The following is an 11443-nucleotide window of genomic DNA, read 5'->3' as shown; positions in this document are numbered from 1 at the left end:
AAGAATATCTCGACCGCATTCGCGCCAAGCTTTGGTGGCAAGAGCGGCATTAAAGGAATACCTTTCCAAAAAAAGAGTCTCTGCTAGTGAGCTTGCTTCATCTGCAGGCGTGGCACAGCCGACATTGTCCCGGTTTTTGACGGGCCGCACCAAGAATTTGACGCGTGACATTCATGTTGTCTTGAAGTATGCCAGGATTGATGTTGTAGACGGCATAGGTGGTATGCTTGACCCACTGGATAACCCCAGGGTCAGAGAGGCATTTTCTAAAGTCTGGGATGGCTCCGACGCGGGGGCCGCTCTGATCGCCGATTTGGTTGAAGCATTAGCCCCTATTTTGTCCAAGCATTCAACGCAAGTATCCAGGAGAAAGCACTGAATATCACCGCCAAGTCTCTTTACGAGACAGTCAAAAAACTTGGGCTCACACGTGCCCAGGTACGGCGGCTCCTGCCCGATTGGTGGACTCCGGATATTGAGTCCACTTCAGATGGAGTAGCTGAGCTCGCACTTCACTTGAGTCGTCGTCTTAGTATTGACCTTCAATCGCTTCATCTGGGACGGATTGTTCCCAAAGGAGCCGTCTCTCGCCTCGCATTCAAGCACCAGGCTAACGTTGATGTTGACGCATTGTCTGCCGCTAGCTTCATTGCTTCATCTCTTTCACAGGCGGTTGTGGCCGCAATGGAGCGGCCATACCGACCGTTCCCGACAAATACTGTGCAGGTGCAAGAGGAGGCTCGTCAACTCCAAGGTGGAATGCTTAGTTTTGATGGCCTGCTTTCCTTATGCTGGCGATATGGTGTTCCAGTAATTCCTTTGCCCAATCTTCCAGTAGGAGTTCGCAAGATGGATGGAGCAGCTTTGCAGGTGGGGGATCGGCCAGTGATTGTTCTTGCGAAGAAGAAGTCCTCGCGAGCATGGCTAAGTTTTATCTTGGCGCATGAGATGGGGCATATCGTACGAGGACATCTGCAGCCTGGATCCAGCATAGTGGATATCTCTCTGCAAGAGACGGCTGAATATTCCTCAGAGTCTCTCGATGATCGTGAAGAAGCCGAGGCGGATGCATTCGCGTTGGAAGTTTTAGGAGGGCAGTATGTTGAGGAACAAATCGCCACGTGGTCGCGAGATGCAGAACCGGTCGAGCTCGCTGTAAATGCACGTGCTGCGTCGCAAGTTCATGGCATTGAAGCCGGCAACTTTATCTTGAGGCATGCTTTCAACACCAAGCGATGGCCAGATGCCGTTTCGGCTCTTCGATTCTTGAGTGAGGATCTGAATCCGCAGGACTCACTACTGTCGCATCTTCAACGGAATCTCAAGCTGGACCTGATTGCAGAAGATCTGCAAGATCTCGTATCGCAAGTCACTGGCTGGGATATAGCGGCCTAATCAACCGTGAGCCTGTTTATTGACGTTGACGCGATATGCAAACTGGCGCATTGGCAGTTGCTGGATAAGCTGCCCGCCCTTCTTGGGACGCCTATTGTCGAATGTGTCACTCTGAGTTCTGTGCGGTATCGTGCTCAAAGATGTTTATCTAAGCCTGATGGCAGGTTATTTCAGACGGCTGATGCCGCACAAGCGGTATTAGCTGCTGTTACTTCGATGAAGGCGCCGCTAGCCGCAACTGCTTTTGATCTGTCGGTCTTCGAGAATGCATCCGATATCGATCCGGGAGAGGCGGTGTTGTTAGCGGCAGTCATCGCAACGCCTGGAGCCCGTTTGCTTACTGGTGATAAGCGTGCACTCCGGGCAATCTCCAAGCTTGCGAGCATACGGCCTGTGCTTGCCGGCCGCGTTGTGATGCTCGAGCATGTCTTGCTTTTGGCACTCGATACCTACGGCTTAGATTGGGTTCGAAAAAGTGTGTGCCCACAAGCGGCTGTGGATAAGGCAATTTTTATTTGCATGGGTAGTAGATGTGACGCGCCGGAGATCTCGGTTCGAGAGGGTTTCGAGTCGTACTTGAATGAAATTCGCTGCGCTTGTGATCCCACTATTCTGATCAAATAGAGCCTCAAGAGTTCTGACCAGGAGGCAACTCAGTGTCTAGTTCCTCCGTGAGCAAACCGTCGAATACGCGCCAGCTCAGATATGCCCCAGCGCCCGCAACACCTTCTCCGGCGTGACCGGCTGTGACCAGACTTCCGCCTTCAGCGGGCGCAGCGCGTCGTTGATGGCATTGACCACCGCGCCCGGCGCGCCGGCGGTGCCGGCCTCGCCTGCGCCCTTGGCGCCCAGCACCGAGCTGCGCGTGGGCGTCTCGACGTGGGCCACCTCGATGTCGGGCATCTCGCTGGCCATGGGCACCAGGTAGTCGGCCATGCTGCCGTTGGTCATGAGGCCCTGGTCGTCGTAGAGGCACTCTTCGAACAGCGCGCCGCCGATGCCCTGCACGATGGCGCCGCGGATCTGCTCGTCCACCAGCTTGGGGTTGATGACACGGCCGCAGTCTTCCACCGCCCAGTGCTTGAGCAGCTTCACAAAGCCGGTCTCGGTGTCCACCTCCACATAGGAGGCCTGCACGCCGTTGGTGAAGATGAAAGGGTAGTCGCGCTGCGCATAGTGGCGCGTGACCATCAGCTCCGAGGTGAAGCCGGCGGGCAGCGTGTCCGGGCGGTAGTAGGCCACGCGGCCCAGCTCCATCAGGGGCAGCAGGGTCTCGCCGGTGGCGGCGTCTTGCACCGCGCCGTCGTGCACCTTCATGCCGGCGGCGTCGCGCTGCAAGATGGCCTCGGCCACCTTGAGGATGTTGCTGCGCAGCGCCAGGCCGGCCTGCAGCACGGCCTCGCCGCCGATGCCGGCGCCGCGCGAAGCCCAGGTGCCGCCGCCGTAGGGCACGGTCTCGGTGTCGCCCGTGACCAGGCGCACGGCGCTCATGGGCACGCCCACGGCGTCGGCGGCGATCTGCGCGTAGATGGCCTCGGTGCCCTGGCCCTGTTCGCCCACGCTCACCATCACGGCCACGCCGCCGGTGGGCTCCAGGCGGAGGGTGGCGCCATCCTGCGAGGAAATGCGCGCACCGCCCACGCCGTAGAAAGCAGCGCTGGGGTTGGTCAGTTCGATCAGGGTGGCAAAGCCGATGCCACGGTAGATGCCCTTGGCGCGCAGCGCGGCCTGCTCGGCACGCAGTGCGGGGTAGTCCATCAGCGCCTCGATCTTGCGCAAACACGCTTCATGCGAGAGTACTTCGAGTTTGATGCCCGAGGCGCCGGTGGCCGGGTAGGCGTGGTCGGGGATCACGTTGCGCTGGCGGAAGGCCAGCGGGTCCATGCCCAGCTTGGCTGCGGCCAGGTCCACCAGGCCTTCGGTCACCGCGCAGGCGATCGGGTGGCCCACGCCGCGGTACTGGCAGGTGGGGGTCTTGTTCAGGAACACCACGCTGAGCTTGGCGCGGTAGGCCTTGTGCCTGTAGGGGCCGCCGGTGAGGTTGACGACCTGGTTGCCCTCGATGCCGCTGGTGCGCGGGAACATGGAGAAGGGGCCGATGCCGGTGACGTCGTCGATCTCGAAGGCCAGGATGTCGCCTTCCTTGCTGGCGGCAATCCGGCCCTGGACGCGGTGCTCACGCGCATGGATATCACTGGTGAAGGACTCCAGCCGGTCGGCCACGAACTTCACCGGGCGCTTGAGCAGGATGGAGGTGGCCACGGTGGCGAAGTCGTCCGGGTAGGCGTGCACCTTGATGCCGAAGGACCCCCCCACATCCTTGCAGATCACGCGCACCGCCGCTTCGGCCAGGCCGAACTGGCGCGCGTACAGGTCCTGCATCATGTGCGGTGCCTGCTGCGAGTGGTAGACGGTGAGCTGGCCGGCGGCGGGGTTGTAGTCGGCGATCTGGCAGCGCGGCTCCAGCGTGACGCCGGTGTGGCGGCCGAAGTCGAAGGTGGCCTCGGCCACCACGTCGGCCTGGGCAAAGGCCTCGTCCACGCCGCCGGTGTCCAGGCTGCGCGCGAAGCACAGGTTGTCGCCGAGTTCAGGATGAATGACGGGCGTTTCAGGATTCAGCGCGGTGTTCATGTCCAGCGCGGCGGGCAGGGCCTCCCATTCCACCTGCACGTACTGCAGCGCGTCCTCGGCCTCGGCCCGGGTCTCGGCCACCACGGCCACCACGGGCTCGCCCTGCCAGCAGGCGCGCTCGATCGCCATGGGGTACTGCGGTGCCGACTTGATGCCGGCCAGGTGGGTGAGGGTGGCCACCCAGGGCTTGCAGATGGTCGCCAGGTCCGCGCCGTCGTAGACGGCCAGCACGCCGGGCATCATGCGCGCGTAGTCGCGCTCGATGCGCAGGATCTTCATGTGCGCCACCGGCGAGCGCCAGAACACCACATGGCCCATGCGCGGCAGCTCCAGGTCGTCGACGTACTGGCCGCGGCCTTCGGTCAGGCGCTCGATGTTGGGGCGCGGGATGGCCTGGCCGATGTGGCGCGCGTCCTTGAGCGCGCCACCCAGCGGCTCGGCCACCGGGGTGTGCGGGGCTTCGGCGCGGGTGGTCAGCGCGTCTTCGAGGGACCGTTGCAAAGCGCGGGATTCGGGGGCGTTCATGCGGGGGCTCCTTGGCGGCGGGCGGCCAGCACCTCGCAGACGGCGTCGACGATAGCCTGGTAGCCGGTGCAGCGGCAGTAGTTGCCGCTCATCCAGGCGCGCACTTCCTCGCGGCTGGCCCCGGGCTTGTGTTCCAGCAGCTCGCTGGCGGCCATCAGCATGCCCGAGGTGCAGAAGCCGCACTGCAGGGCGTTGTGGCGGATGAAGGCCTGCTGCAGGTCGCGGATGGCGCCGCGCTCGCTCAGGCCCTCGATGGTTTCCACGCGCCGGCCGTCGGCCTGCACGGCCAGCACCAGGCAGCCGCGCACCACCGTGTCGTCCAGCCGCACGGTGCAGGCGCCGCAGACGCCGTGCTCGCAGCCCAGGTGCGGGCCCTTGAGGCCCAGGCTCTCGCGCAGGAAGTCGACCAGGTGGGTGCGCGGCTGCACCGCGTGCTGGCCGCAGTGACCGTTGACGGTGAGGGTGACCGGGCGGGCGCCCGTGTCGAGTTCGTCGGGCGCTTCGTGGGTGGTGCTCATGGGGGTCCTCGTCGGCGTTCAGGCCTGCAGCGCGGGCTGCTGGGTCAGGGTGTGCAGGGCGCGCTTGAGCATTACCCCGGCCAGATGTTGTTTGGCGGCGGGGCTGTGGGTCAGGTCGCCTTCGATCTGCAGTTCGGCGCGCAGGGTCTGCAGCGCCTGCGCCAGCACGGCCTGGCTGAGGCGCTGACCGTCGAGCGCCTGCTCGGTGGCGGGCGAGCGCTGGGGCATGCTGCCGGTGCCCAGCCAGGCCAGGCGCACGCCGCCGAGCATGCCGTCCTGCAGGTGCGCGCTGGCGGCCAGGCCGACCACGGCGTAGTCGCCATGGCGGCGCGAGAGCTCGTCGAAGACGAAGCGCTGACCGCTGGTGGCCAGCGGGAGTTCGCAGGCCACGATCATTTCATTGGGCTGCAGCGTTGTCGTGTACAGGCCGGTGTAGAAATCTTTCGCGGCAATGCGGCGTTCACCCGCCACGCTGCGCGCCACCACCACGCCGTCGAGTGCCAGCAGGCAGGCCGGCCATTCGGCGGCCGGGTCGCCGTAGGCGATGGAGCCGCAGAAGGTGCCCAGGTTGCGGATGGCTCGGTGCGCGATGTGGGGGGCCGCCATCGCCAGCAGCGGCGCATGGCGCGCCACCTCGGCCGAGGCTTCGATCTCGCTGTGCGTGACCATGGCGCCGATGCGCAGCGTGTTGCCGCTGAACTGCAGGCCGCGCAGCGCGGTCACGCCTTGCAGGTCGATCAGCAGCGCGGGTTCGGACAGGCGCATGTTCAGCGTGGCCAGCAGGGTCTGGCCGCCGGCCAGCAGGCGGGCCTCGTCACGGTGGCGGTCGAGCAGGGCCAGCACCTCGGCGAGCTGCCGGGGGCGGGCGTAGGAAAAGGCGGGAGCTTTCATGGGCGGGGTCCTCGCGGCAGATGTGTAGCGTGCGTCGTGCTCAGCGCAGCCAGTGCGCGCCCATCCACACACCCAGCGCGGTGGAGGCCACGCCCGCGGCGAACCAGAGCAGGCGGGGTTTTTCCTGGTCGAACCAGCCGCCGGGCGCAGCGGGGTGGGCTTCGGCCCGGGCCAGGGCGGGCAGGCCGGCAGGCGAGGGCGCGGCCAGGGCCAGCGGCAGCGCAGGCACCGGCGCGGCGCTGAGCTGCGCCTTGAAGGCCTCGAAGAAGCGGTCGGCCAGCTGGCGCGCCGAGGCGTCGATCAGGCGGCCGCCGATCTGGCCCAGCTTGCCCGCCACCGAGGCCCGCGCGGTGTAGTCCAGGCGCGTGCCTTCGGCCACGGCGGCCAGGGTGATGACCGAGCTGCCCTTGGCGAAACCGGCGCTGCCCCCCGAGCCTTCGAAGTTGAGCGTGCAGCCCTGCAGCGGGCGCACGTCGGTGAGCAGCACCTTGCCGACGAAGTTGGCGCGCACGGGGCCGAGCTTGAGCAGCACGCGCGCGTGCATCTCTTCCGGCGAAATCTGGCGCACCTCCTCGCAGCCGGGGATGCACAGGCGCAGCATGTCGGGGTTGTTCAGGGCCCGCCAGACCTTGTCCGGCGTGGAGGGGATGGTCACGCTGCCTTGTAGTTCCATGGGCTGTCCTGTGTCGTCGAAGGATGCTTGGGGTTTGTCCTGATTCCGGCTTATTGACCAAGCGTTAAATTAACCCGGACTATCAAGCAAGCCCGTGACCACATCCATCCGTAAAAACCCTGTCAAACCCGTCGCCGAAGCGGCCGCGCCGCGGCGCCGGCTGTCGCCGGCCGAGCGCGAACGCCAGATCCTGGACGGGGCGGTGCGCTTCTTTTCCGAGCACGGCCTGGACGGGCAGTTGCGCGACCTGGCGCGCGAACTCGACATCACGCACACGCTGCTCTATCACTACTTTCCCACCAAGCAGGCCCTGATCGAACGCGTCTACGCCGACCTGTTCGCCGCGCGCTGGGAGAGCGAGTGGGAGGTCCTGCTGGACGACAAATCGCTGGACGTGGAGACCAAGCTCACCCGCTTCTACACCCAGTACGCCAAGCGCATCCTGGAGCGCGACTGGGTGCGCGTGTTCGTCTTCTCGGGCCTGAGCGACCGCTACATCACCGACCGCTATTTCGCCCTGCTGGGCGAGAAGCTCTTTCCGCGCCTGGTGCGCGAGAGCCGGCGCTACCTGGGCCTGCCCCATCGCGGCCCGCCCACGCCGCGCGAGATGGAGCTGCTCATGGGCCTGCACGGCAGCATCTTCTACATGGGCATGCGCCGCTGGGTCTATGGCCTGGAGATGGCCACCCCCAAGACCGACCCCTTCGACGCGGTGTTCGTGCACGACCGCGTGCTGGGCTATCTGCAGACCCTGCCCGAGGTGTTCGGCCAGGGCGGCAAACCCCGCGCCCGAAGCCGCAGCCCCGTGCTGGCGCTGGCCTAGACGTCCCACGAAGGAGAGATCACGATGGCCCTGTCACTCAACCATTTCTCGATCCGCACCACCGACATGGACGCCACACGGGTGTTCTACGAACAGGTGCTGGGTCTGACGGTGGGGCCGCGCCCGCCTTTTCCCTTTCCCGGCCTGTGGCTCTACAGCGGTGACACCGGCAGCTGGGCCAACGCCATGGTGCACGTGATCGGCATCGACAGGAACGACCCCGAGGGCCTCAAGCGCTACCTCGGCGACCGTGACGCCTCCTCGTTGCAGGGCAGCGGCGCGGTGGACCATATCGCGCTCTTCGCCCAGGGCCTGGAGCGTATGCTCGCGCACCTGAAAAAACTCGGCATCGAATGCCGCGAGCGCACCGTGCCGCTGATCGGCCTGCACCAGCTCTTCCTGGACGACCCCAGCGGCGTGGTGATCGAACTCAACTACCCGGCGCAGGAAAAGACCGAGCTGGACGCCAAACAGGCGAAAGCCGCCGCCTGATGGCACGCATGCTCGTCGCCGGTGGTTCGCTCGGTGGCCTGCTCGTGGCCAATATGCTGCTGCGCGACGGACACGACGTGACCCTGCTGGAGAAGGCCACGGGCTCGCTCGACGGCCGTGGCGCCGGCATCGTCACGCACCGCCCGCTGGTGACGGCGCTGTCGCGCTGCGGCATCACCTCGGAGGCGCCGCTGGGCGTGGCGATCGAGCGCCGCGTGGTGCTGGACCGCGCGGGCCACACCGTGGCCCAGGCCCGCATCCCGCAGGTGCTGACCTCCTGGAGCCGGCTGTACGCCATCCTGCAGGCGGTGTTTCCGGCCGAGCGTCATGTGCAGGGCGCGGCCGTGAGCCAGGTGCGCCAGACCGGGGCGGGTGTGAGCGTGCAGTGCGAGGACGGCCGCCGTTTCGAGGCCGAGCTGCTGGTGGCGTCCGACGGCATCCGCTCGGCGGTGCGCCATGCGCTCGCGCCGGAGGTGCCCATCCAGTACGCCGGCTACGTCGCCTGGCGCGGCGTGTGCGACGAGGCGGTGCTGTCCCGCCACACCCTGGAGACGGTGTTCGAGACCTTCGGTTTCGGCCTGCCGCCCGACGAGCAGCTCATCGGCTACCCGGTGGCCGGCGCCGGCAACTCGGTGGCGCGCGGCCAGCGCCGCTACAACTTCGTCTGGTACCGTCCGGCGCCTGACAACGGCGCGCTCCAGGCCCTGATGAGCGACGCCGACGGCCGGCACCATCCGCTGGGCCTGCCGCCCCACAGGGTGGACTGGCGCAACGTGGCCGCCGTGCGGCAGGCCGCGCGCGACAAGCTGGCCCCGCAGTTCGCCGAGATGCTGGAGAAGACGGCGCAGCCCTTTCTGCAGCCGATCTACGACCTGTGCAGCGAGCGCATCGCCTTCGACCGCGTCGCGCTGATGGGCGACGCCGCCTTCGTCGCGCGCCCGCACGTGGGCATGGGCGTGACCAAGGCCGCCGAGGACGCCATGGCCCTGAGCGACTGCATCGCCGCGCACGGCGCCACGCCCCAGGCCCTGCGGGCCTTCGAGCAGCTGCGCCGGCCGGCCGGCCAGGCGGCGGTGCAGCGCGCGCGCCGTTTGGGCGCCTACATGCAGTCGCACGCCCAGCCGGGGGCGACCGCCGATTCGATCGACCGCGACGCGCGCGAGGTGATGATGGAGACCGCCATCGACCTCTCGCCCGTCCCCGCATGACAACTCGACCTGGAATGCACCAGGCAGCTGGTATTTCTTTCAAACCCTGACAACCACCGGAGACACAAGATGACTGAGAAGACTGAGAAGCTTTCCCCCAGCAACCCGGGCCGTCGGTCCCTCATCGTCGGCGGCGCGGCCGTCGCCGTGGCGCCGGCCTGGATGGGCGTGGCGCGGGCCCAATCGACCCCGATCAAGATCGGCTTCCCGGTGCCGCTGACCGGCGCCTTTTCCGCCGAGGCGCAGGACCAGGTGCGCGCCGCCGAGATTGCCATCAAGGACTTCAACGAGGCCGGCGGCTACAAGGGCCGCAAGGCCGAGCTGCTGGTGCGCGACGACAAGCTCAACCCGGGCGAGGCGGCGACCCGCACGCTGGAGCTGATCGAGAAGGACAAGGTCGACTTCGTGGTGGGCTCGCTGTCGGCGGCCACCCAGCTCTCCATCAACGCGGTCTGCCGCGACCGCAAGGTGCTGTTCAACTCCATCAGCCAGTCCGACGCCATCAACGAGGCCAAGGACTGGAGCCTGTACACCTTCCACGAGGCGCTCAATCCGCATCTCACCGCCGGCGCGGTGGCGCGCTACGCCTTTCCGAAGTTCGGCAAGAAGGTGGTCTACCTGACCGCCGACTATGCCTACGGTCACGAGATGGTGCGCGGCTTCCAGCGCGCCGGCCAGGCCCTGGGCGTGCAGACCCTGGCCGACATCCGCCACCCCATCGGTGCGGCCGACTACTCGGCCTTCCTGCCGCGCATCCAGTCGCTCAAGCCCGACATCCTGGTGCTGTGCAACTTCGGCCGCGACCTGGTGAACTCGGCCAAGCAGGCCACCGACTTCGGTATCAAGGCCAACACCAAGATCATCGCGCCGGTGCTGCTGTACACGGCCCGCCAGGCCGGCGGCGCCGATGCCTTCGAGGGCATCCTGGGCGGCACCTCCTACTACTGGGGCATGGAGGACAAGATCCCGGCGGCCAAGGCCTTCAACGACAAGTTCCGCAAGGCCAACGGCGGCGCCGTGCCCTCGGACTACGGCGCGCTGGGCTACGCCGGCGTGCGCAGCGTGCTGCAGGCCATGCTCAACGCCAACTCGACGGAGTCCCTGAAGGTCAGCATCGCCCTGCGCCAGCTGCGCTACAACTGGTACAAGGGCGAGCAGTTCTACCGCAAGTGCGACCACCAGTCGGTGCAGTCGGTGGTGATCGTCGAATCGAAGTCGAAAAACATGAAGGACAAGTACGACGTCTTCAATGTGCTGGCCATCGAGAACGCCGACGAGAAGAACCTGCGCAGCTGCGACGAGCTGGGCCACAAGATCTCGACCTGATCCACGGCGCTTTCCGTTCCCGCGGCGCCTGTGTGCCGCGGGATCTTCCTGATTCCACAGAAGCAACCGCATGCTAGACATCTCGCCCCAACTGTTGGCCCTGCAGTTGATGACCGGCATCGCGCTGGGCGCCATCTACGCCCTGCTGGCGATCGGCCTCTCCCTGATCTTCGGCATGCTCACCGTGGTGAATTTCGCCCACGGCGCCTTTTTCATGGTGGGCGCCTTCCTCGGGGTCTACTTCCTGGGGATCACCGGCAGTTTCTGGTTCAGCCTGCTGCTGGTGCCGCTGGCCACCGGGGCCATCGGCCTGGTGTGCGAGCGTTTCCTGGTGCGCCCGCTGTACGGGCGCGGCATCGACTACCCGCTGCTGCTGACCTTCGGCCTGTCCTATGTGCTGGTCGACGCGATGCGCCTGCTGTTCGGCATCGAAGGCATGCCCAGTTCCACGCCCGCCGCGCTGCGCGGCTCGGTGTTCCTGGGCTTCGGGTATTTCCCGCTCTACCGCCTGTTCCTGATCGGCGCCACGGCCGCCATCGTGCTGGCCCTGTGGCTCTTCATCGAGAAGACACGCTATGGCCTGATCATCCGCGCCGGCTCGCGCGACCCGGAGATCGTCAAGGTGCTGGGCATCGACATCGCGCGCGTCTGGCTGCTGGTCTTCGGCATCGGCACGGCCATCGCCGGCCTCTCGGGCCTGTTGGCGGCGCCCACGCGCGCGGTCAACCCCGAGATGGGCATTCCCATCCTGGCCGAGTCCTTTGTGGTCACGGTGGTGGGCGGCATGGGCTCGCTGCCCGGGGCGGTGGTGGCCGGCCTGCTGGTGGGCATCGTCTTCGCGATGACCTCGCTGGTGGCGCCTGCGTACGCCGAACTCTCCATCTTCGTCCTGATGGCCGTGGTCCTGCTGATCCGCCCGCAGGGCTTCTTCGGCAAGGCCGGACTGATGAGCTGACCGAGC

At 66.1% G+C, this 11443-nt stretch carries 11 protein-coding genes; 7 read left to right on the top strand and 4 right to left on the bottom strand.

Annotated elements, in window-relative coordinates; all coding sequences use genetic code 11:
• The first annotated feature begins 516 nt into the window (after window positions 1–516).
• Together ACYVH8_RS03820 and ACYVH8_RS03815 are read left to right on the top strand one after the other, a co-directional pair.
• Window positions 517–1395, top strand: coding sequence for an ImmA/IrrE family metallo-endopeptidase (locus ACYVH8_RS03820; RefSeq protein ID WP_460487558.1), 879 nt, complete (start codon window positions 517–519; stop codon window positions 1393–1395).
• 6 nt (window positions 1396–1401) lie between these two features.
• The gene (locus ACYVH8_RS03815; protein ID WP_460487557.1) at window positions 1402–2019 is read left to right on the top strand and encodes a hypothetical protein; all 618 of its coding nucleotides are present in this window, start codon (window positions 1402–1404) and stop codon (window positions 2017–2019) included.
• A 75-nt stretch (window positions 2020–2094) separates the two neighbouring features.
• Here the strand turns inward: ACYVH8_RS03815 and ACYVH8_RS03810 are convergent, their stop codons facing one another.
• The 4 genes from ACYVH8_RS03810 to ACYVH8_RS03795 are packed head-to-tail and all read right to left on the bottom strand — an operon-like array spanning window position 2095 to window position 6633.
• On the bottom strand, window positions 2095–4551 hold the full coding sequence (locus ACYVH8_RS03810; protein ID WP_460487556.1) for a xanthine dehydrogenase family protein molybdopterin-binding subunit: 2457 nt from the start codon (window positions 4549–4551) through the stop codon (window positions 2095–2097).
• Window positions 4548–5069 carry a (2Fe-2S)-binding protein gene (locus tag ACYVH8_RS03805; protein ID WP_460487555.1) on the bottom strand — a complete coding sequence of 174 codons (522 nt, stop codon included), beginning with the start codon at window positions 5067–5069 and terminating at the stop codon, window positions 4548–4550. Before ACYVH8_RS03805 ends, ACYVH8_RS03810 begins: the two co-directional genes overlap by 4 nt.
• A gap of 18 nt (window positions 5070–5087) precedes the next feature.
• Complete coding sequence (locus ACYVH8_RS03800; RefSeq protein WP_460487554.1) at window positions 5088–5960, bottom strand: FAD binding domain-containing protein; 873 nt, start codon at window positions 5958–5960, stop codon at window positions 5088–5090.
• Window positions 5961–6000: 40 nt separating this feature from the next.
• Window positions 6001–6633, bottom strand: coding sequence for a CoxG family protein (locus ACYVH8_RS03795; RefSeq protein ID WP_460487553.1), 633 nt, complete (start codon window positions 6631–6633; stop codon window positions 6001–6003).
• A gap of 94 nt (window positions 6634–6727) precedes the next feature.
• On the opposite strand from ACYVH8_RS03795, the gene ACYVH8_RS03790 reads away from it, so the two are divergent.
• From ACYVH8_RS03790 to ACYVH8_RS03770, 5 genes are all read left to right on the top strand, one after another.
• A complete protein-coding gene (locus tag ACYVH8_RS03790; RefSeq protein WP_460487552.1) occupies window positions 6728–7456 on the top strand; it encodes a TetR/AcrR family transcriptional regulator in 729 nt (242 codons plus the stop codon).
• 24 nt (window positions 7457–7480) lie between these two features.
• Complete coding sequence (locus tag ACYVH8_RS03785; protein ID WP_460487551.1) at window positions 7481–7948, top strand: VOC family protein; 468 nt, start codon at window positions 7481–7483, stop codon at window positions 7946–7948.
• Complete coding sequence (locus ACYVH8_RS03780; protein ID WP_460487550.1) at window positions 7948–9156, top strand: FAD binding domain-containing protein; 1209 nt, start codon at window positions 7948–7950, stop codon at window positions 9154–9156. Before ACYVH8_RS03785 ends, ACYVH8_RS03780 begins: the two co-directional genes overlap by 1 nt.
• A 69-nt stretch (window positions 9157–9225) precedes the next feature.
• A complete protein-coding gene (locus tag ACYVH8_RS03775) occupies window positions 9226–10482 on the top strand; it encodes an ABC transporter substrate-binding protein (protein WP_460487549.1) in 1257 nt (418 codons plus the stop codon).
• Window positions 10483–10552: 70 nt separating this feature from the next.
• Complete coding sequence (locus ACYVH8_RS03770) at window positions 10553–11437, top strand: branched-chain amino acid ABC transporter permease (protein WP_460487548.1); 885 nt, start codon at window positions 10553–10555, stop codon at window positions 11435–11437.
• Window positions 11438–11443 lie beyond the last annotated feature (6 nt).

The organism is Curvibacter fontanus (assembly GCF_054780335.1).
This window is presented reverse-complemented; position numbering and strand designations above follow the sequence as displayed.

What these genes read in the sequence shown, in the direction of transcription:
- ACYVH8_RS03795 (WP_460487553.1), bottom strand. Translation starts at nt 6,633, where the DNA reads ATGGAACTACAAGGCAGCGTGACCATCCCCTCCACGCCGGACAAGGTC.
- ACYVH8_RS03770 (WP_460487548.1), top strand. Translation starts at nt 10,553, where the DNA reads ATGCTAGACATCTCGCCCCAACTGTTGGCCCTGCAGTTGATGACCGGC.
- ACYVH8_RS03805 (WP_460487555.1), bottom strand. Translation starts at nt 5,069, where the DNA reads ATGAGCACCACCCACGAAGCGCCCGACGAACTCGACACGGGCGCCCGC.
- ACYVH8_RS03775 (WP_460487549.1), top strand. Translation starts at nt 9,226, where the DNA reads ATGACTGAGAAGACTGAGAAGCTTTCCCCCAGCAACCCGGGCCGTCGG.
- ACYVH8_RS03800 (WP_460487554.1), bottom strand. Translation starts at nt 5,960, where the DNA reads ATGAAAGCTCCCGCCTTTTCCTACGCCCGCCCCCGGCAGCTCGCCGAG.
- ACYVH8_RS03785 (WP_460487551.1), top strand. Translation starts at nt 7,481, where the DNA reads ATGGCCCTGTCACTCAACCATTTCTCGATCCGCACCACCGACATGGAC.
- ACYVH8_RS03780 (WP_460487550.1), top strand. Translation starts at nt 7,948, where the DNA reads ATGGCACGCATGCTCGTCGCCGGTGGTTCGCTCGGTGGCCTGCTCGTG.
- ACYVH8_RS03810 (WP_460487556.1), bottom strand. Translation starts at nt 4,551, where the DNA reads ATGAACGCCCCCGAATCCCGCGCTTTGCAACGGTCCCTCGAAGACGCG.